At 71.5% G+C, this 20271-nt stretch carries 19 protein-coding genes; 6 read left to right on the top strand and 13 right to left on the bottom strand.

Features of this window, described 5'->3' with window-relative positions; genetic code table 11:
- Window positions 1–5 precede the first annotated feature (5 nt).
- On the bottom strand, window positions 6–299 hold the full coding sequence (locus ACZ6TI_RS00420; protein WP_465342807.1) for a 4a-hydroxytetrahydrobiopterin dehydratase: 294 nt from the start codon (window positions 297–299) through the stop codon (window positions 6–8).
- Window positions 300–393: 94 nt separating this feature from the next.
- Here ACZ6TI_RS00420 and ACZ6TI_RS00415 point away from each other — a divergent pair, with 94 nt between their 5' ends.
- Window positions 394–1185, top strand: coding sequence for a hypothetical protein (locus ACZ6TI_RS00415; RefSeq protein ID WP_465342806.1), 792 nt, complete (start codon window positions 394–396; stop codon window positions 1183–1185).
- 94 nt (window positions 1186–1279) lie between these two features.
- Complete coding sequence (locus ACZ6TI_RS00410; RefSeq protein ID WP_465342805.1) at window positions 1280–2086, top strand: hypothetical protein; 807 nt, start codon at window positions 1280–1282, stop codon at window positions 2084–2086.
- Here ACZ6TI_RS00410 and ACZ6TI_RS00405 read toward each other — a convergent pair whose 3' ends face one another.
- The gene (locus ACZ6TI_RS00405; RefSeq protein ID WP_465342804.1) at window positions 2087–3118 is read right to left on the bottom strand and encodes a 1-acyl-sn-glycerol-3-phosphate acyltransferase; all 1032 of its coding nucleotides are present in this window, start codon (window positions 3116–3118) and stop codon (window positions 2087–2089) included. It abuts the gene before it with no gap.
- Entirely contained in the window at window positions 3115–3948 is an 834-nt protein-coding gene (locus tag ACZ6TI_RS00400; protein ID WP_465342803.1) for a patatin-like phospholipase family protein, read from the bottom strand. Before ACZ6TI_RS00400 ends, ACZ6TI_RS00405 begins: the two co-directional genes overlap by 4 nt.
- Window positions 3949–4086: 138 nt before the next feature.
- Here ACZ6TI_RS00400 and ACZ6TI_RS00395 point away from each other — a divergent pair, with 138 nt between their 5' ends.
- Window positions 4087–5373, top strand: coding sequence for a serine hydrolase domain-containing protein (locus tag ACZ6TI_RS00395; protein ID WP_465342802.1), 1287 nt, complete (start codon window positions 4087–4089; stop codon window positions 5371–5373).
- Window positions 5374–5415: 42 nt separating this feature from the next.
- On the opposite strand, the gene ACZ6TI_RS00390 is transcribed toward ACZ6TI_RS00395, so the two are convergent.
- The 10 genes from ACZ6TI_RS00390 to ACZ6TI_RS00345 all read right to left on the bottom strand — a co-directional run bounded on the left by ACZ6TI_RS00390 (window position 5416) and on the right by ACZ6TI_RS00345 (window position 17641).
- Window positions 5416–6789 (bottom strand): chitinase, encoded by a 1374-nt coding sequence (locus ACZ6TI_RS00390; RefSeq protein WP_465342801.1) that lies wholly within the window; start codon window positions 6787–6789, stop codon window positions 5416–5418.
- A gap of 18 nt (window positions 6790–6807) precedes the next feature.
- Window positions 6808–7494: an ABC transporter ATP-binding protein gene (locus ACZ6TI_RS00385; protein ID WP_465342800.1), complete on the bottom strand. Its 687-nt coding sequence runs from the start codon at window positions 7492–7494 to the stop codon at window positions 6808–6810.
- 20 nt (window positions 7495–7514) lie between these two features.
- Window positions 7515–8291, bottom strand: coding sequence for a hypothetical protein (locus ACZ6TI_RS00380; RefSeq protein ID WP_465342799.1), 777 nt, complete (start codon window positions 8289–8291; stop codon window positions 7515–7517).
- A 43-nt stretch (window positions 8292–8334) separates the two neighbouring features.
- The gene (locus ACZ6TI_RS00375) at window positions 8335–8550 is read right to left on the bottom strand and encodes a hypothetical protein (protein WP_465342798.1); all 216 of its coding nucleotides are present in this window, start codon (window positions 8548–8550) and stop codon (window positions 8335–8337) included.
- Window positions 8551–8591: 41 nt separating this feature from the next.
- On the bottom strand, window positions 8592–11735 hold the full coding sequence (locus tag ACZ6TI_RS00370; protein ID WP_465342797.1) for a cyclic nucleotide-binding protein: 3144 nt from the start codon (window positions 11733–11735) through the stop codon (window positions 8592–8594).
- Window positions 11736–11963: 228 nt separating this feature from the next.
- Window positions 11964–13514: a S1C family serine protease gene (locus ACZ6TI_RS00365; protein ID WP_465342796.1), complete on the bottom strand. Its 1551-nt coding sequence runs from the start codon at window positions 13512–13514 to the stop codon at window positions 11964–11966.
- Window positions 13515–13586: 72 nt separating this feature from the next.
- The gene (locus tag ACZ6TI_RS00360) at window positions 13587–15128 is read right to left on the bottom strand and encodes a sensor histidine kinase (protein WP_465343513.1); all 1542 of its coding nucleotides are present in this window, start codon (window positions 15126–15128) and stop codon (window positions 13587–13589) included.
- Between the two features lie 157 nt (window positions 15129–15285).
- Window positions 15286–15999, bottom strand: coding sequence for a response regulator transcription factor (locus ACZ6TI_RS00355; protein ID WP_364314615.1), 714 nt, complete (start codon window positions 15997–15999; stop codon window positions 15286–15288).
- Window positions 16000–16082: 83 nt separating this feature from the next.
- Window positions 16083–16892, bottom strand: coding sequence for a lysophospholipid acyltransferase family protein (locus ACZ6TI_RS00350; RefSeq protein ID WP_465342795.1), 810 nt, complete (start codon window positions 16890–16892; stop codon window positions 16083–16085).
- On the bottom strand, window positions 16889–17641 hold the full coding sequence (locus ACZ6TI_RS00345; protein ID WP_465342794.1) for a GNAT family N-acetyltransferase: 753 nt from the start codon (window positions 17639–17641) through the stop codon (window positions 16889–16891). Before ACZ6TI_RS00345 ends, ACZ6TI_RS00350 begins: the two co-directional genes overlap by 4 nt.
- Window positions 17642–17748: 107 nt before the next feature.
- Here ACZ6TI_RS00345 and ACZ6TI_RS00340 point away from each other — a divergent pair, with 107 nt between their 5' ends.
- Genes ACZ6TI_RS00340 through ACZ6TI_RS00330 form a run of 3 tightly spaced genes read left to right on the top strand, consistent with a single transcriptional unit; the run spans window position 17749 to window position 20149 of the window.
- Entirely contained in the window at window positions 17749–18396 is a 648-nt protein-coding gene (locus ACZ6TI_RS00340) for a hypothetical protein (protein WP_465342793.1), read from the top strand.
- Between the two features lie 14 nt (window positions 18397–18410).
- Window positions 18411–19325 (top strand): ABC transporter ATP-binding protein, encoded by a 915-nt coding sequence (locus tag ACZ6TI_RS00335; RefSeq protein ID WP_465342792.1) that lies wholly within the window; start codon window positions 18411–18413, stop codon window positions 19323–19325.
- Window positions 19322–20149: an ABC transporter permease gene (locus tag ACZ6TI_RS00330; protein WP_465342791.1), complete on the top strand. Its 828-nt coding sequence runs from the start codon at window positions 19322–19324 to the stop codon at window positions 20147–20149. Before ACZ6TI_RS00335 ends, ACZ6TI_RS00330 begins: the two co-directional genes overlap by 4 nt.
- Window positions 20150–20271 lie beyond the last annotated feature (122 nt).

Genomic DNA, 20271 nt, shown 5'->3' with positions numbered 1-20271 from the left:
GCTGGTCAGGATGCGTCCGCGACGATCCGGTCGATGCGGTTCGCAAGCGCGATGTCACGCGTGGTGACGCCGCCGGCCGAGTGCGTGACGCATCGGAAAGTCAGCGTGCGCCAGCGGATGTCGATGTCGGGGTGGTGGTCCATCTCCTCGGCGACCACCGCGACCCGGTCGACCACGGCGATCGCGACCGGGAAGCTGCGCAGGCCGACGGTGCGGACGATCGCCTCCGGAGTGCCCTCCCAGCCGTCCAGAACCGCGACGGCGCTGCGTACGGACTCGGCGTCGAGCAGGTCAGCCATGAGCACAACCTTAATGCCCCGCGTCATTCGCGGTGGTCGGCTAGGTTGAGCGCCGTTCCAGAGACATCGAAGTTCTTCACGGGGAGTGAACGACATGAAGCTTGGTCGACTGGCGATAGCCGTCGCCCTGACCGCGGTCCTCACCGGCTGCGGGCCGGAGAAAGAAGTCACCACCGCCGATGCGACTCCGGGCGCGTCGGCCACCACCCGGGCCGAGACCCCGGCCGATCCGGCCGCCGAGCTCGCCGCCGCGGCCACCGCGCTCACCACCGAGTCGGTGCGGGTGAAGACCTCGATGGCGGTCGGGCTGAACGGCGAGGGGCAGGTGGACGAGACCGGCGACCGGCTGGAGATGAAGCTGTCCATCACCGCGCCCGGCACCGACGAGGTGTCGACCGTCGTCACCCGCAAGGTGGGCAACGACGTCTACCTGAAGTTCACCGGCGCGATGGGCTCGATGCTCAAGTCCGCGAACCGTGACAAGTGGCTGCACGTGGACGCCTCGAAGGTGCCGGACGGCAGCGCGTTCAGCCCTGAGTCGAACGACCCGAAGAGCGTGTCCAAGCTGGTGACCGCCGCGGAGCAGGTGGAGAAGACCGGCGAGCGGGAGTTCAAGGGCGTGCTGGACATGACCAAGTCGCCCAGCATGACCGACACCGCGAAGAAGTCGCTCGGGGTCAAGGCGACCGCGGTGCCGTTCACCGCGAAGGCGGACGCCGAGGGCCGGATGGTCGAGCTGGTCATCGACGTCGCGGCGATCGCGCCCGGCGCTGGAAAGATGACCACGAAGTACTCCGACTTCGGCGTGGACGTGCAGGTCGCGAAGCCGCCGGCCGCCCAGGTGGCGGAGATGCCCAAGGAGATGCTCGGCATCGTCGGGGCCTGATGATCGAGGTGTCCGTTTGCGCCTCCGCCCGGTCGGGAACTTGAGTCACTCGACCGGCGTCAATCGGACCGCCGGCCTGGCGGGAGGAATCGACATGCGGACTCGAGCAGCGTGGGGAGTTCTGGCAGCGGTCGCGCTCGCGGTGTCCGGATGCTCCGACACCGGCGCCGGCACGCCGGGCGCGAGCGCCTCGGCCGGTGCACCGATCGAAGCCGTTCCCAGCGTCTCGGCGAGCGCCGCCGATCCGGCCGCGGCGGCGGCACTCGGTCAGGCCACCGCCGCGCTGGGCAACTCGAGCTTCAAGGTGACCATGACCTCCGGGCCGTCCTTCAAGCTGACCGGTGAGATGGACGCGCCCGGCGGCAAGGGCTCGGCCGAGCTCAAGGCGGTCGGCACCAACACCGAGATCACCGTGCAGACCCGGCTGGTCGGCCAGGACCTCTACGTGCAGGTGCCCGGCATCACCAAGGCCGGCACCTGGACCAGGATCGACGTGTCCCGGCTGCCCGAGGGCGCGAACATCGGCCTGAAGCCCGGCCAGATCGACCCGGCCAACACCGCTCAGCTGCTGCAGTCCACCACCGACGTGCAGCAGACCGAGCCGCGCGCCTTTTCCGGCAACCTCGACCTGACCAAGGCAGCCGGGCTGTCGGGCGTCAACCAGGCGACCATCAGCCAGTACGGTTCGGCCGCCCAGAAGGTGCCGTTCACCGCCGGGCTGGACGACCAGGGCCGGCTCTCCGCGCTCACCATCCAGCTGCCCCCGGTCAACGGCAAGGCGGTCGAACCGCTCGAGGTGCTCTACACCGACTACGGCGTCACGGTCGGCGAGCTGCGGCCGGCGGCGGCCGAGGTGGTCGAGGCGCCGGCGGATCTCTACACCACGCTCGGCGGGAAGTAACTACGTACGTACGCGCAACGGCAGGGGCGCGGGCCGATTCTCCTCGATCCAGGCATCGATCCGCGCCCACCAGTCGTAGAGCCAGGCGATCCGGTCCTCCTCGGACTGTGGCACCTCCTCCGGCGGCACACTCCAGAAACGCATCACCAGCTGCTTGTCCATCGGCAGCTCCCGCCAGATGTCGGCGACCGTCATCATCTGGTCGAGCCCGGTGTGCGCGACGAAGATGACCCCCGCGTCCGGCGCCGCGTCGATCGCCGCGAGCAGTCCGGCCGGCTTGGGCGGCAGCACGTTGCGCAGCCGCTCGGCCTTCTTCGCCAGATCGGGCATCCCCCGGCTGCGCAGGCGCTTGATCGCGGTGACCCGGCGCCGCGGGGTGAAGTTGCCGCCCTCCGGAAAGATCACGAACGCGTCGTTGTCGTCCAGCCCGACGGCCAGCTCGCCGACCTCCTCCTCGAGCGGCCGCGAGGTGGGCTGGCCCGGCATGATGAAGCGGTTGGGCAGCCGGTTGAGCAGCACGTCCACCGCCGGATCCCACTGCAGCGTCGCCTTGAGCACGATCCGCGGCTCGCGCGCGAACCAGTTGACCAGCGCGTGGATCAGGACGAACGAGTCGCCCGGCCCGGCGTGCCGGCTGACCACGATCTCCGGGCGGCCGGGCAGCGCGGTATCCGGGTCGGTGCCGACCACGTCGATGGACAGGTGCAGCGACCAGCGGGCGATCCAGAAGAGCACGCGCAGGAAGCCGCCGGTCAGCACGTAGTGCGCGCGCTGGAAGGCGGGTGAGCGGATCTTCCACCCGAAGCCGGACGCGATCCACAGCCCGAGCAGCGCGATCAGCGCGCCGGCGTCCCAGACCAGGTAGACGATGGCCAGCCAGACCAGCCGCGGCACCCGCAGGTGACCGGGCATGAACGGGGAGATCGCGACGGCCACGATCAGCCACACCGGCAGGGTGGTGACCAGCACCAGGGCGAGCAGCGGCACCAGCGGCGCGAGCACCAGTCGCCGCACCCAGACCGGTGGCATCATGCGGATTTGACGTTCTCGTTCAGGTAGCGGCGCGACGCCGTGTAGGCCCGGCTGATCCGCCGTCCCACGGCCGCCAGGTCCCGATAGGCCCACGGCGAGTCGTCCCGGCCATCCCCGCCGCCGGTCGGCAGCACATGCACCTGCACGTCGGCGGGCAGCGCGGCCAGCTCCCGCGCGAACCGATGCCGGCGCGCGATCTCGAACGCCACCTGTGCCACCTCCCACGGCCGGCGGGGCACGGTGAGCGGCCGCTCGACCCGGCCCACTTGCAGCACGAAGATCATCTTTGCCCCGATCCGAACAGCTTCCCCAATCGGAATCGAGTTCACAATGCCGCCGTCGACGTAATGCTCACCACCCATCTCCATCGGTGGCAGCAGTCCCGGCACGGCCGACGACGCCAGCACGGCATCCACCAGCGGCCCACTGTCGAACCAGTGCTCGGCGGCCCGCTCGATGCTGGCCGCGCAGCACCGGAACGGAATCTTGAGATCGGCGAACACCGAGGTCTCGCCGAGCTCACTCTCCAGCAGCCGGCGCAAGGGCAAGGGCGAGTGCAGATGGGTACGCGCGGCGAACCGCCGCATCTGCCGACCGATGGAGTCGCCGTAGACCGCCGCGGCCTCCGGTGACGTCCACAGCCGGACCAGCTTGTCGGTCGAGGCCTCGCTGGGGTCGGCGGCCACCAGGGCGCCGTTGACCGCCCCGATCGAGGTGCCGACCACGAAGTCGGGCTTGAAGCCACCCCGGAAGAGCGCACGCAGCATGCCCACCTCGACGGCGCCGAGCACCCCGCCACCACCGAGCACGAAGGCGATCGGTCCTTCCATGCCTCCATCCTGCCCTAGCCGCCTGCGAATGATCATCGGGGCGACCGGGGCCGGGGGCCGGGTCGATCGCGGCGACAAATCCGCCGATCGGGTAGGTGCGGGTGTCGCCCGACGCCCCGGGATGTCAGGATCGTCGCCGTGCCTCTGCCTCGTCGTGCCCTGCTGGGCGCCGGTCTCGCCGCCGGTGCCGCGACGCTGGCCGGGTGCGGGCCGTCGGACCCGAGCACGGCGGCGCCGAACTGGGTGACGCCCACCTCGGCCGCGCCGCCCACGGGCGCATCCCCGTCCGGTTCGCCGTCCGCCGGCGCCCGGCCGCGATCCGCGCCCTACACCGGCGCCGTCGAGGCGGTGCTGTCCACATATCTCCGGCCCACGTCGGACAATCCGAAGCATCCCGGATATGCCGGCGCGGTGGCGCTGGTCGTGGAGGACGGCACCACGACCCTGCACATCGCGGTGGGTGACGCGGTGCGCTACGGCGCCGGGCCGGTGGAGCTGCCGAAGAGCAAGCGGGTGCCGATGCGGCCCGACGCGATCTTCGACCTGGCCTCGATCACCAAGGTCTACACCGCGCTCCTGGTGCTGCGGCTGGTCGATGCGGGCGAGGTCGAACTGGACGCGCCGGTGCGCCGCTATCTGCCGGACTTCACCGGCCCCGGCAAAGAAGAGATCACGGTCGCGATGCTGCTCGCCCACACCGGCGCGTTGCCGATCGGGGCACGGTCGGCGGGCTGGGCCGACATCCCGAAGATCGGGCTGGTCAAGGGCGGGGTGCCGGGTGACACGTTCCGGTATTCGAGCGTCGGGCTGATGGTGCTCGGGCTGCTGGTCGAGAAGCTCACCGGCCGGTCGCTGGACCGGGCGCTGCGCGATCGGATCACCGGGCCGCTGGGGCTGGACGACACCGGCTTCACGCCGCTGAAGTGGGCGACGAAGAGCCGGCTGGTGGCCACCGACGCGCGCACCTCCCGCGGCCTGCTGCGCGGCACCGTCCACGACGACGTGTGCGCCCGGCTGGGCGGCGTCGCCGGACACGCCGGGGTCTTCGGCACCGCCGCCGACGTCGCGGTCATCGGCCGGATGCTGCTGGACGGCGGGACCCACCGGGGCAAGCGGATCCTCTCCGCCGAGGTGGTACGGCAGGCGCTGACAAACGTGAACAAGGGCAAGCCGGCGATCGACGCCGAGCGCCCGGACCGATCGGCCGACCACGGCCTGGGCTTCGAGATCAACCAGCCCTGGTTCATGGGCGACCTGGCGTCACCGCGGAGCTTCGGCCACACCGGCTTCACCGGCACGTCCCTGCTGGTCGCGCCGGCCCGCGGCATGGTCGTGGTCCTGCTGACCAACCGGGCCCACCCCAACTGGTCCTGGTCCGACCCCGATGTGCACCGGGTCGCCGTGGCGAACGCCATCGCCGGCTGACGGCGGGACCCGCGCCAGAGGCAGGTCCCGCCGGGCCGTGGCTCAGGGAAGGGCGTTCAGGAACGGTTCGTGGGCGGTGCGGAACTCCCACCCGTAGAACTTGTCCCAGTTGATCGACCAGGTCATCAGGCCCCGGAAGTTCGGGTTCAGGCCGCTGCGCGGGGTGTAGCCGCCGCACGACTGGCCGCGGACCAGGCAGTTGACCGCCTGCTGGACGCCCGGCGGGGAAACGTAGCCGTTGCCGGCACTGACCGACGAGGGGGCGCCGAACGCCACCTGGTCCTCGCGCAGAGCCGGGAACATCCTGGTCGTGTCGCCGGCCACCGGGAAGCCCGCCATCAGCATGTCGGTCATCGCGATGTGGAAGTCCGCGCCGCCCATCGAGTGCCACTGGTTGTCCAGGCCCATGATCGAGCCGGAGTTGTAGTCCTGCACGTGCAGCACGGTCAGGTCGTTGCGCATCGCATGGATCACCGGCAGGTACGTCCCGGCGCGCGGGTCCTGTCCACCCCACGGTCCGGAGCCGTAGAACTGGTAGCCGAGCTGCACGAAGAACGTCTCCGGCGCCATCGTCAGCACGAAGCCGGCGCCGTAGCGGGTCTTGAGCGAGCGCAGCGCCGAGATCAGGTTGACGATCACCGGGGTGGTCGGGTTGCGGAAGTCGGTGTCACCGGTGTTCAGCGACAGCGAGTGGCCCTCGAAGTCGACGTCCACCCCGTCCAGGCCGTAGCGGTCGATGATGCCGCTGACCGAGCTGACGAACGCGTCCCGGGCGGCGGTGGTGGTGAGCTGCACCTGGCCGTTCTGTCCGCCGATGGAGAGCAGCACCTTCTTGCCGGCCTGCCGCTTGGCCCGGATCGCCGCCTTGAAGTCGGCCTCGCTCTCCACGCCGGGACACTCCGCGGCCGGGCAGAGCGTGAACTGGATGTTGCCGGAGGTCGGCGTGGTGGGCTCACCGAAGGCCAGGTTGATGATGTCCCAGTCGGCCGGCACGTCGGACATCCGCAGATAGCCCGAGCCGTTCGCGAAGCTGGCGTGCAGGTAGCCGATCAGCGCGTGCTTGGGCAGGCCGGTGTTCGGCGGCGGGTCCGTGGGTGGGTCGGTCGGCGGGTCGGTGGGCGGATCGGTCGGCGGCGTGGTCGGTGGGTCGGTCGGCGGCGTGCCGCCACCACACGCTCCCTGGTCGGCCCAGACGTCCCACTGGCCGCTGTGCGAGGCCGGGCTCTCGTTCTGCGTCCACCACTTGGCCCGGTAGTTGTGATTGTTCTGGGAGGCGAGATTGCCGCCGACGTAGACCGTCGAGGCGCTCCACGGCGCCTCGCACGCGACTGCCGCGCCCGCGTTGGACGCGAGGTAGACGACCGAACCGGTGGCCACGAGCGACGCGGCCATGGCGAGCACAAGGGATCGACGCATGCTTAATTATTAGGACTGTTAACTGATAATGTCCAGACCTTCGAACGGGGAAATGCCGGTCCAGATCGGCTTGCCCCGCCGCAGCACAACGATGCGATCGGCCATCTTCGCGGCCTCGGCGCGATCGTGCGTCACATAGACCGTGGTGATGCCGAGACGCTTGGTCAGCGCGACGATCTCACCGCGCAGCTCGACCCAGATCTTCGGATCCACATTCGACAACGGCTCGTCGAGCAGCAGCAGATCAGGTCGCCGCACGATCGCCCGGGCCATCGCGACCCGCTGGCGCTGGCCCCGGGAGAGGTGCACCGGGCGGCGACTGAGCAGGTCGTCGATGCCGAGGTGGCGCGCCGCCTCGTGCACCCGGCCGGGGATGTCCGGCGGGGCCTCGGCGCCGGCCCGCAGCGGAAAGCCGATGTTCTGCGCCACGGTCAGGTGCGGATAGATCGAGTAGCTCTGGAAGACCAAGGCGATCGTGCGCTCACGATCGGGCAGGTCGGCCACCGGCACGCCGTCGATCAGCACCGTGCCGGAGGTCGGCTCCTCCAGGCCGCCGATCAGCCGCAGCAGCGTGGTCTTGCCGCAGCCGGCCGGACCGAGCAGCACCAGGAACTCGCCGGAGCCGATCTCCAGGTCGCACTCGTCGACGGCGACGACCCCGGGATCGAACACCTTGGTGAGCGCTTGGACACGGACGGCGACCATGCACCCATGGTGGGGCCTGCTCAGTCGTTGTGCCACACGGTGCGGTCGAGCCAGCCGTTGCCGTCGTCGTCGTACATCGTCTTCTCGAAGACGCCGTCCCGGTCGCGGTCGATGGTGGCGTTGTCCACGGTCCAGTCCGCGTCCAGGTCACGGCCGATGAAGTCGGGATTGCCGTCCTTGTTGAGGTCGACCAGGATGTCCACCCCGCCGTCCTCGCGACCGACATAGGTCGCCTTGTCCCAGCGGCCGTCGCCGTCGGCGTCCACCTTGTTGTGGTAGCCCTTCGGCGGCTCGGGCGACTCGAGCTCGGCCTGCTCCGGCTGCTGGTGCTCCTCGGCCAGCTTGGACACGTGGTGCAGCTGCGCGAACTTCGGCGGCTCGCCGTCGCCCATGCCGCTGGACGGCGGATCGCCCATCCGCGACACCGCGGGCAACTCGTCCAGATCGCGGCCGGGCGCGTCACCCAGGCCGGTGCGCAGCGGGACCTCGCCACCGCCCGCGCCCTGGCCACCCACCGCCTCGGCGCTCTGCCGGGCGGCGACGCCCGCCGCCGAGCCGAACTCGGACCACTCGCCCAGCGAGGAGAACATGCCGAAGGTGCTCGACTTCGTCATCCGGTCCTCGACCACCGCGGAGACCGACTGCGAATCGGAGGTGGCGACCTGGCTGCGCAACAGCTCGGCCTCGCCGTCCTCGAGACGGTATTCGGCAAGCGCGCGCTCCGGGTCGGCGGACAGCTCCGACGCGAAGGACGGGTCGGTGAGCAGCCGCTCCAGGACGGTATCGAAGTCGCTCATGCGGTCACCGTAATTCACCACGTCGAGCGGCTCTATCGGTCTGTCAGTCCAATTCCGGCATCGCCACCGGTTGCGGGCGCGGCCGGCAGGTGCCGCACTGCACCGCGTCCTCGACCACCAGGGCCTCGGCCCGGCGGCGCGTCTCCGAGCGGCTCACCTGCAAGAGGTACGGCCCGAAGCGCGCGTGGTCCTCACACACGCCGCGTCCGCAGAACCGGCAGGACGCCCGCGCCGCCTTGGCGCAGAACCAGCAGAGCACGTCGGAGCTCCCCTTTTGATACGTCGATGGTGCGGACTTGATCAGCCGATGATGACAGGCGGCGAGCTGCTCTCCTCGACCGGAGGGCTGACCGACGTCGGCGGGTCGTCGGGCGGCGACTGTGACGTCGGCGGGTCGTCCGGGTCCGGATTCGGCGGCGGGCTCTGCGGCGTCGTGGCCGGCGGCGTGGTCCTCGGCGGCGGCGTGGTGGCCGGCGGCGGATCGTCCTGGTCATCGTCGTCGTTGCCGGGGTTGCCCGGCTGCGGGATCGGGTCCGGCAGCACCGGGTCCTCGATCGGCGGCGCGGACGACTCCTCGACCGGCGGGGAGATGATCACCGGCGGCTCGGAGGACTCCTCGCTGGGTGATTCGCTGGCCGGCGGCTCGATGGTGATGCCGTCGCCGCAGGACAGGCCGCTGTTGGTGGTGACCGCCCGGGCGCCGCCCACCTCGACCCGGCCGGTGGACACGGTGACCGACGCGGGGTCCACCGAGTACCAGGCCTTGCCCAGGTTGACCACGTCGCCCAGCGGCCGGGTGACCACCAGGTTCAGCGGCTGGTAGGCGCCGCTCGTGCTGGTCGTGTCGGCGAGCAGCCGACCGGCCTCCAGGGTCAGCGCGCCGCTCGGCTCGCGCTCCCGGCCGGCGGTGCTGGCCAGCGCCTGGACCTGGGTGTCGGATCCGGGACAGAGCACCGCCGCGGAGCCGCCGGTGAAGGTCAACCGGCCGATCGAGCCGTCCGCCACCTCGATCCGGGCGCCCGGCGCGATGAACCGTCGGTCGCCCTCGCTCATCACGATGCGCGTGCCGTCGATCCGCACCAGCAGGCGGCCGTTGTCGGCCACCAGCAGCGCCTTGTTGACCGGCATCTCGGCCCAGGCCGGGCCGGGCATCAGGTTGGCCGCGGTGAGCAGCAGCGCGAGCAGCAGGCAGAGCAGGACGAGCCACCACATCCGGCGCTCGAACCGCTTGTCCACCGCCGGATCCTCGGTGCCGTCCGGCGGTCCGGGCGGCACGATCAGCGGCGGGTAGGCGTCACCGGGGTGGATGCCGAAGGTCGGCGCGCGGCGGCCCTCGACGACCGGGGCCGAGCCGGGCGCGTCCGTGGCACCGACGAGCGGCGGCAGGTCCGAGGCGTCCGGGATGACCCAGAGACGGACCGGCGTGCGCGTCTGCGCCACCGCGCCGGGCGTGCCGTCACCGACCGGGCCGACCAGCGTGCCGCGGCGCAGCTCGGTGCCGTCCATCATGGCGATCACGCCGGACTCCACCACCACCGCGACGGTGGGTCCGGGCAGCGACACCGGCGAACCGGGCTCGAGGTCGACCGGGTAGGCCTGGGAGATCAGCGCGAGCCGCTCGTCACCGTCCAGCGCGGCCAGCGCCGGGGTGTCCGCGAACAGCGCCTCGGCCTCGGCGCGGTCCACCGGTGGCGGTCCGGGCAGCGGCCCGATCACCGTCGCCACGGTCGCCGCCGGGACGCTGAGCAGGGTGGTGCCGGCGGTGTGCCAGTCGAGCGAGGTGGACCGGCCGGTGAGCGCGTTGCCCAGGCCGACGACGCCGCCGGGACCGACGTGATGGCGCACGGTGCCGCCCGGGTCGCCCGGCCGGCGCGCCCGCAGCGCGCCGTCCACGACGACGAACACCGCGGACTGCGGCCCACCGGCCACCACAAGTTGCTGCCCGGTGCGCGGGTGCACCCACCGCGCCCGGGCGGCCAGCCCGGCCAGCGCGTGCTCCGGCAGACCGCCGAGCTCGGAGTTGCGCAGCGCCTCGAGCCGGCGCGGCAGGTCGGCCTCGCGCTCCCGCTCGGCCGCCCGGACCCGCGACTTCCGCCACCAGCGGGCGAGCCGGCCGAGGCCGAGATGCACGAGGGGCAGACAGAGGACCAGCACGATGGCGAACAGCAGCAGGCGGGAGGCGGCGCCGCCGTGCCAGAGTCCGGTCACCACCCCGGAGACCCGATCCGCCCAGATCCGGTACGCGAGATTGACCGCCACCACCAGCCACAGGACGGCGAGCACCCCGTACAGCGCGATGATCTTGCCCTCACGGTCCAGGCCGGACCACCGCGGCAGGCGACCGCGCAACCGGCCGGTCACCCAGGAGACACCGCGAGCCCGCAGGTTGGGGATCTCCAGCCAGTCCATCACCAGGTAGTAGCCGTCCAGGGCGATGAACGGGTTGAGGTTGAACAGCACGTTCAGGTACCAGGCGAAGGCCAGCTTGAAGGCCAGCCCGGCGACCGCGGGGAAGGCGAACCCGACGATCTGCATGCCGCCGGCCAGCACCAGGCCGGTGATCGGCCCGGCCGCGGTGACCAGGATGCGCGCCCGGCGGCCGGCCATCCACACGTCGGTGGTGTCCACGAAGACCGACGGAATGCCGAAATAGACCAGCAGCCCGGCGGCTGAGACGTCACGCCCGGCGTGCTTGGTGGCCAGCGCGTGGCCCATCTCGTGACAGGCCAGCGCCAGCGCGTTGAGCAGGAGCAGCAGCACCGCGCCGAGCAGATAGGACCCGTTGGTCAGGAAGAGCGCCTCGCTCCCCCGCGCCCAGGTGAGCCCGAACAGCCCGAGGCCGGCCACGCTGATCAGGGCGAGCACCACCGCCGCGGCCTTGGTGAAGAACAGCCGGCCGCCCGCGCGGTAGAGCAGGGTGACGAAGCCGTCGATGTCGGTGACCAGCATGCGGCGGCCGCGCAGGGTGGCCAGCAGACCCTGGCCGACGCGCTTGGCCAGCGGCTGCTGCACGATCTCCTGCAGCGGGCGGAACGCGTCCACCGGCAGTTCCTCGAGCATCCGGCTGCCGGCCAGGTCGGCCACCACCCGGCGGACCTGATCGGGCGCGAGCCGGCCGGCGATCCGGGCGAACTCGGCGACCAGCCGGGCCACCGTGAGCGTGCCGTCCATCAGCAGCGCGAGCTGCCACTCGTCCGGGGTGAGCCGCAGGTAGCAGGCGCGGGAGCCGTCGTCCGGCGAGCGCACCATGATGTATGCCGGGCCGCGCGCGCTGTCGAGCTCGACCGCCTCGACACCGGCCCGCAGGATCGGACGGGCCCGCGCGGGGTTGAGCCGGTCGACGACGGCGGCCCACAGCCCGGGGTCGGCGGGACCGACAGGCTCACCCGGAGCCCGGCCGGCCAGCGCCTCCCAGACGTTCATCCGGGTCTCGACGTACGTCAACTCCGCAGCCTCTCGCTCCGCGCCCGCCAGCGCGCCCGCACCGATGACGGATGGAGAGTAGGCGGAAGGGGCTCTGGAAGGCGAGCCCCGACACCAGAAAGCGCGGCTATACAAGCACAAAGAGGGGCAAAGAAAATGCGGTGGGTGATCTCGATCAACCCCCTTGACCGAGATCACCCACCGCGTGGGAGGTGACGCCGTCCGATGGCCCGGACGGCGCCGGGTCTGTCAGCCCGCGTCGGTGAGCGTGGCGGTCACCGTCTTCTGTGCACCGTCGCGGGTGAAGACGACCGTCACCTGGTCGCCGACCGCGGCGCCCTGCACCACCGAGACCAGGTCGTCGGAGTCGTTGATCGGCTTGCCGTTCACCGTGGTGATGACGTCACCCTGCTGGATGCCGGCCTTGGCCGCGGCGCCGGAGGCGGTCACGGTGCGGACCAGCGCGCCGCCGTTCTCACTCTCGGCCACGCTGACGCCGAGCGCCGGGTGGCTGACCTTCTTGCCGGCGATCAGCAGATCCGCGACCTGCTTGGCCTTGTTGGACGGAATCGCGAAGCCCACCCCGATGTTGCCGGACGCCTGCCCCGAGGTGGCGATCGCCGAGTTGATGCCGATCACCTCGCCGTTGGTGTTGACCAGCGCGCCGCCGGAGTTGCCCGGGTTGATCGGGGCGTCGGTCTGCAGCAGGCCGGACATCGAGGTGGTGCCCTGCTGCTGCTGGGTCTGGCCCTGCGGGTCCTGCTGGCCGAACGGGTTCTCCGGCTGCTGCTGCTGGTCGCCGCCGGTCTGGATGGTGCGGTCCTTGGCGCTGATGATGCCCGCGGTCACCGAGCCCTGGAGGCCGAGCGGGCTGCCCAGCGCCAGCACCGTGTCGCCCACCTGCATGTTCGCGCTGTCCCCGAAGTTGGCGTTCTTCAGGCCGGAGACGTCGGTCGCCTTGATCACAGCTAGGTCGGTGCGCGGGTCGGTGCCGACGATCGTGGCCCTGGCCTTGTTGCCGTCCGCGAAGATCACGTTCACCGTGCTGCTCTGCGCGGTGGCCACCACGTGGTTGTTGGTCAGGATGTAGCCGTCGGCGGTGAGCACCACGCCGGAGCCCTCGCCGGTCTCGGTGGTGATCGAGACGACGCTGTCCTGCACCGCGGCGGCGATCTGCGCCAGCGACGAGCGGTCGACCACCCGGGTGACCGAGGAGTTGCTGGTCGCCACGGTCGCCGAGCCGTTGCCGTCGTCCATCGCCAGCACCGTCGCGGCGCCGATGCCGCCACCGGCCAGCGCGATCAGCACGGCGGCGGCGCCGGCCACGAAGATCTTGCGACCCCGCCCGTTGCCCGGCGGGCGGGTCTCGGTGGCCACCGGCTGGGCCCAGGACGGCTGATCCGGGGCGCCGGGCTGCGGCGGCGGGTAGCCGCCGTACGGCGCATAACCGGGCTGCGGCGCGGCGTGCTGCCAAGGCTGCTGATGCGGCTGATGCGGCGGCTGCGGCTGGTGCGGCTGGTGGGGCTGCTGCCACGGCGAGGCCGGCGGGGCCGAAGCCGGGTAACCACCGGGAGCGGGCTGGGCGGAGACGGGCGCGGGCTGGGCGGAGGTCGGCGCCGGCGGTGCGTACGGCTGCTGGACGGTCGGCTGGGCCGCCGTCGGCTCGGACTCGTCCCGCGCCTGGCCGCCACCGGAGAAGGAGGCGCTGCCGCCCGCGACGGGGCCGTCCGCGGGCCGGGGCGACGACTCCGGGGATGCCGGGGTGTCGTGCCGCTGCGGGTTTGTCTCGTGCTCGGTCATGGGACCTACATTGCCCACCCGGTCTCCGACACCCCTGTGTTACACCTGGATGTTTTCTGTGAATGGCGAACGCTAGTCGGACGGGTGACTTTCCCGGTCGATTGCGGGCAAGGCGACCCGGAAGGTGGCCCCTTTGCCCGGTTCGCTCAGCACGTCCACGGTGCCGTGGTGGGCCCGCACGATGGCGGCCACGATGGCCAGTCCGAGGCCGGTGCCGGTGGCCGCGCGGTCGGTCCGGCGGGTGCGCGCCTCGTCCGCGCGATAGAACCGCTCGAACACGTGCTCACGCTGCTCGTGGGACAGGCCGGGGCCGGTGTCCACCACCTCGATCAACGCCAGGTTGCCCGGCGCGCTGGTCAGCCGCAGCGTCACCGCGGCGTCCTTCGGGGTGTGCACCAGCGCGTTGGTCATCAGGTTGCCGATCACCTGGCGCAGCCGGGCGTCGTCGCCATAGGCGATCAGCCGTTCCGGCTCGTCACGGATGTCCAGCCCGATCTCCCGCTCCGGCGCGATCACCTGGGCCGCCTCGACGGCCTCCATGGCCAGCACGGGCAACTCGACGGGCGCCAGCGTGAGCGGCCGCTCGCGGTCCAGCCGGGCGAGCAGCAGCAGGTCCTCCACCAGCAGGCCCATCCGGGACGCCTCGTCCTCGATCCGGCGCACCAGCGCGGACACGTCGCCCGGGTCGGCCACCGCGCCCTGGCGGTAGAGCTCGGCGAAGCCCCGGATCGAGGTCAGCGGGGTGCGCAGCTCGTGTGAGGCGTCCGCCACGAACTGCCGCATTTTTCCCTCCGAGCGCACCGCGCGCGCCTCGGAGACCTGCGCCGCCTCGGCCGCGTCCCGGGCCGCCGACTCGGCCGCCCGGGCCGCCGTCTCGGACTTGGCGCGCGCGGTGAACGCCGCCTCGATCTGGGTCAGCATCGCGTTGAGGGCGCGGGACAGCCGGCCGAGCTCGGTCTGCGGCTCCGCCGAGTCGGGTTCCGGGTCGGGCACCCGGCGGGTGAGGTCGCCGGCCGCGATCGCCGCCGCGGTCTGCTCGATCTCGACCAGCGGCCGCAGGCTGGTCCGCACCACCGCCGCGCCCACTGCGGCCAGCGCGATCAGCACGCCGAAGCCGACCAGCGAGTCGATCCAGATCAGCCGGGTCATGGCGAAGTCGATCTCGGACATGTTGCGGCCCACATAGAGCACGTCGCCCTGCGCGGTGCCGGTGATCACCATGCGCCAGTGCTGCTTCTTGTTCGCCGAGATCGCCGTGTACGGCATGTCCTCGGCCCGCGCCTGGATGTCCTCCAGGCTGCTGAAGACCGGCGGCAGGTCGGCCACCGTGAGCCCGGGGATGTTGGTGAAGTCGCGGTCGCCCACCCCGGTGACCGACCGCAGCAACACCACGTAGTCGCTCGGCAGCGGGGTCAGCGCGGAGGGGTTGGTCAGCGGGTAGCTGCGGGACTTGATCTCGAGCTCGTCGGCGGCCGACGTCAGCTCGGCGTCCATCCGCTCGACCAGATAGGTGCGCAGCGCGAACGTGCTGGACACGCTGATCAGAGTGAGCGCGGCGAACACCAGCGCCAGCACCGAGGCGATCAGCTTGATCCGCAGCGGGGTGCTGCGCAGCCGCCCGCTGCCGCGCGACGTGCTCGGCGGGTCAGCCCGCTGGTCCGGCGTCGGCGAATCGGGCTCGGATCGGGCCGGCTCGGATCGGGCGGGCTCGGGTTGGGCAGGCTCGGGTTGGGCAGGCTCGGGTTGGACGGAGATGGTCACCGGCAGCGTCTCAGGCGGCTGGTTTGCGGAGGACGTAGCCCACGCCGCGCAGCGTGTGGATCAGTCGCGGCTGCACGTTGTCCACCTTGCGGCGCAGATAGGAGATGTACGACTCGACGATGTTGTCGTCACCGCGGAAGTCGTATTTCCACACGTGGTCCAGGATCTGCGCCTTGGACAGCACCCGGTTCGCGTTGAGCATCAGATAACGCAGCAGCTTGAACTCGGTCGGCGAGAGCTGCACCCGCTGACCGGCCCGATAGACCTCATGGGTCTCCTCGTCGAGCTCGAGGTCGGCGAAGGTGAGCCGGGACGGCGCCTCGTCGCCGGCCGTGGTGCGCCGCAGCACCGCCCGGATCCGCGCGGTCAGCTCCTCGAGGCTGAACGGCTTGGTCACATAATCGTCGCCACCGAGCGTCAGGCCGCGGATCTTGTCGTCGGTGCCGTCCCGGGCGGTCAGGAACACCACCGGGGTGCGCGCGCCGCCCTCGCGCATCAGCCGGATCACCTCGAAGCCGTCGAGGTCGGGCAGCATCACGTCGAGCACCACGAGGTCGGGGTTGGCGCTCTTGGCGGCGGTCACCGCGGCGCTGCCGCTGGTCGCCGTGCTCACGTCGAACCCGGCGAAACGGAGGCTGGCGGAGAGCAGCTCGAGAATGTTCGCGTCGTCCTCGACGACGAGCAGCTTCGCCTCGCTCTGCTTGGGCTGGGTCTGAGTGGCCATGCGGCCCATCTTTCTCCCAGCGACTGCGCTATGCCTGCATGATGGCTGAAAGTTTTCTGTGAGCCTGGTGATTCAGTGCCGATCTAGGCAGCCAGGCCGACCGTCGCCTGGGCGGCGCGGGCCAGCATCCGCCGGTCGGCGTCCGGCATCGGGTGCAGCGCGGGCGAGCCGACGATCGTCACCGAGAGCTCGCGCAGGGCGGCCACCCGGCGCACCGAGGACCAGAGCGTGTCGTCCCCGATGAAGGCGGCGGCGGTGGAACCGTACGCGATGGCGATCGGCACCACCGGAGCGCCGGCGTCCAGGGCGGCCTGGAACACGGCGGGGCGGAACTGGCCCCGCAGGGGCCCGGGTTCTCCGCCAGGGCCGGAGGCACCCAGGCCGGAAGCAGCACAGCCGCGCGACGTACCGCAGAAGGTCGTGCCCTCCGGGAAGACCGCGACCGTGCGACCGGCCCGCAGCGCCGCGGTGACCTCGGCCACCGTGGCCTTGAGGGTCTTCGGCCGGGACCGGTCCAGGAAGATCGCGCCGCTCACCCCGGCCAGCGCGCCGATGCCCGGCCAGGCGCGCACCTCGCACTTCGCGACCATCCGCACCGGCTGCAGCGCGAGCAGCAGCGGGATGTCCAGCCAGGAGACGTGGTTGGCGACCAGCAGGCTGCCCGGGCGCGGCGCCGGGCCGCGCCACCGCAGCCGCACCCCGAGCGCGCGCAGGATGGCGCGCGCGATCACCCGGGTCCCGCGGCGCCGCCAGATCGGCACGACCACGAGCCCGGCCAGCAGCACCAGGACGAGCGCGGCGATCCGCCACGCGGTCCGCAGCGGCCGCACCAGATCGTCGCCGCCGGCCCGGCAGGCCGGCCCGCATCCGGAGACCGGCTGCCAGACGGTCATCGCGGCACCCCGAGGAAGTGCCGCCGGTAGCGCGGGTCCATCCGGTCCATCGAGAACAGCACGTAGAAGTCGGCCGAGTTGAAGTCCGGGTCGAAGGCCGGCGGGCCGCAGACCCAGCTGCCCAGCCGCAGATAGCCGCGCAGCAGCGGGGGCAGCTTGGCCGTGCTGCTTCCCTCCGGGCCGGCCCACGGATTGCGCGGCGTGACCCGCAGGGCGGGCGGCGACAGGTGCCTGGCGGACACCCGCGCCCAGACCCCGGCGGCCAGCGCGCCACCGTCGTCCAGCGGCACCGAGGCGCAGCCGCCCAGCCAGCGCAGGTTGTTCAGGTGCAGGTAGCGGGCGATGCCGGCCCACATCAGGTTGACCACCGCGCCGTCGCGGTGGTCCGGGTGCACGCACGAGCGTCCGGTCTCGACCAGTTGCTCGCGCAGCGGACGCAACCGGCTCAGGTCGAACTCGCTGTCGGCATAGCGCCGGCCGGCCCGCTCGGCGGCGGCCGGGGACAGCATCCGGTAGGTGCCGACCACCTGTCCGGTGGCCTCCTCGCGCACGATGAGGTGGTCGCAGAAGTCGTCGAAGTCGTCGATGTCACGGCCGTCGGCCGCGCCGGTGAGCCGCACGCCCAGCTCGCCCGCGAAGACGTCGTGACGCAGCCGCTGTGCGGCCGCCACCTGATCCGCGCTGTCCGCGATCAGAAGGGTGTAACCACTGGTCCCGGTGGAGGTGCCGGCGGTCAGCAGAACAGTCATACCCACTGTGTAAGGGCCGCACCTGCCGTCGGTGTGTCGGCACAGGTGGCGGCCGGTGTCGGGAAAATGAACGCCTTTGTGTCGCACCCCTGCGGCAGACTCGGGCCATGCTGATTCCGGCTCGTTTCAACGGCCCGCCCGGCACCGGCAACGGCGGCTGGTCGGCGGGCGCCTTCGCGGTCGCCGCCGGTCCCGGCCCGCAGGAGGTGACGTTGCGGGTGCCGCCGCCGCTCGACACCTCGCTGACCGCGCGGGAGGGCTCGTTCTTCGCGCCCGACGGCACGCTGGTCGCCGAGGTCGGTCCGGTCACCGAGCCGATCGAGCCGGTGCCCGCGGCGAGCTTCGACGAGGCGACCGCTGTCACGGCGAGTTATCCCGGGTTCACCGAGCATCCGTTCCCGACCTGTTATGTCTGCGGCACGGAGCGGCCGGACGGGTTGCGGTTGTTCCCCGGGCTGCTGCCCGACGGCCGCACCGCGGCGCCCTGGGTGGTGCCCGGCGACGTGCGGGCCGAGACGATGTGGGCGGCGCTCGACTGCCCGGGCGGCTGGTCCGCGCTGCACACCGGCCGTCTCTTCGTGCTCGGCCGGATCGCCGCGTCGGTCGATGCGCTGCCCGAGCCGGGCGCGGCCTGCGTCGTGGTCGGGCGCGCCGACGCGATGGCCGGCCGCAAGGCCTTCACCAGTTCCACGGTGTACGCGCCGGACGGCGCCGAACTCGCCCGGGCACGGGCCACATGGATTGCCCTGACCTGAGTACCCTGACGCGGGTGAACGGGTCGGGAGAGATCGTCGTCGAACGTCTGTCGAAGCAATACAAACAGCTCAGAGCGGTCGACGACCTGTCCTTCGAGGTGCGGCCGGGCAAGGTGACCGGCTTCCTCGGGCCCAACGGCGCGGGCAAGACGACCACCCTGCGCATGCTGCTCAGCCTGGTCAAGCCCACCTCCGGCCAGGCCACCATCGGCGGTCAGCGCTATGTGGACCTCGACCAGCCGATCCGGCACGTCGGCGCGGTGCTCGAGGCGTCCAGCGCGCACCGCGGCCGCACCGGCGTCAACCACCTGCGCATGATGTGCCGGGCCGCGGGCCTGCCGATGCAGCGCGCGGACGAGGCGCTCGCCCTGGTCGGGCTGACCCCGGCGGCCAAGCGCAAGTTCAAGGGCTACTCACTCGGCATGCGCCAGCGGCTGGGCATCGCCGCCGCCATGCTCGGCGACCCCAAGGTCCTGATCCTCGACGAGCCGGCCAACGGTCTCGACCCCGAGGGCATCCGCTGGATGCGCGATCTGCTCAAGACGCTCGCCGCCGAGGGCCGCACGGTGCTGGTCTCCAGCCACCTGCTGAGCGAGATGCAGCAGCTCGCCGACGACGTGGTGATCGTCGCGGCCGGCAAGCTGATCACCCAGGGTCCGGTCGACAGCGTGCTGGGGTCGATGGGCTCGCAGGTGCAGGTGCGGGTCCGCACCCCCGAGCCGGCCAAGCTGACCACCGCGCTGGCGCCGCTCGCCCCGGCCATCACGCCGCAGCCGGACGGCGCCCTGCTGATCGCCGGCCTCGAGCCCGCGATCGTCGGGCACGCCGCGTTCACCGCCGGCGTCGAGTTGCACGAGCTGACCGGCGAGCGCGCCGACCTGGAGCAGGTGTTCCTGCAGCTGACGGCCGGAAAGGCGGGCATTCGATGAGGCTCATCGCGGCCGAGCTGACCAAGCTCCGCACCACCTCCACCTGGTGGGTGTTCGGGCTGATCCTGCTGCCCCTGTGGGGGCTGGCGGTGCTCTACAACTGGGGCACGGCAAACATCACCAGCCAGGTCGACCCGGGCACCGACGTGCCGGCCGACCAGGCCGAGCTGATCCGGGTCACCGGCTCGGCGATCAACGTGGCGAGCACGCTCTACACCAGCGGGCAGTTCTTCGGGGTGCTGCTGGTGATGCTGCTCGGCGCGATCCTGGTGACCAACGAGTTCTTTCACCTGACCGCCACCACCACCTTTCTGATCACCCCGCACCGCGAGCGGGTGATCCTCGCCAAGCTCGCCGCGGCGGTGCTGATGGGCCTGCTGTTCTGGCTGATCACCACGGTGCTCAACCTGCTGGTGGTGCCGTTCGTGCTGCGCTCGCTGGAGGTGCCGGTGCAGCTCGGCGAGCCGGCCGTCTGGCGGTCCATCGCGCTCAACGCGCTGGCCTTCGCGCTGTGGGCGATCCTCGGCGTGGGCGCCGGCGTGCTGATCCGCAGCCAGATCGGGGCCACGCTCACCCTGTCGATCGGTTATCTGATCGGCACGATCGGCGGCAGCGTGGCGTTCTATCTGCTGGCGCAATACGTGGCCGACTTCTTCTCGAAGCTCGAGGTGCTGGTGCCGACCACCGCGTCCCAGCTGATGATCTCCGGCACCGAACTGCCCGGCAATCCACCGCGCTGGGTCGGCGCGGCGGTGCTGCTCGGCTATGCGGCAGTGACCGGCCTCATCGGCACCCTGATCATGCGGCGACGCGACGTCAGCTAGGTCTGGTCCCGAATCCACTCGGAACCACGCGTCCTCCCAGGGCGGATTCGGGACCGGACCTAGTAATTGGCATCAAGGGTGTTGGGGCGTGACACCCCGGCTGCGCGCGCGGCGTAACCTTG

It is taken from the genome of Actinoplanes sp. NPDC051388, assembly GCF_055586225.1.
This window is presented reverse-complemented; position numbering and strand designations above follow the sequence as displayed.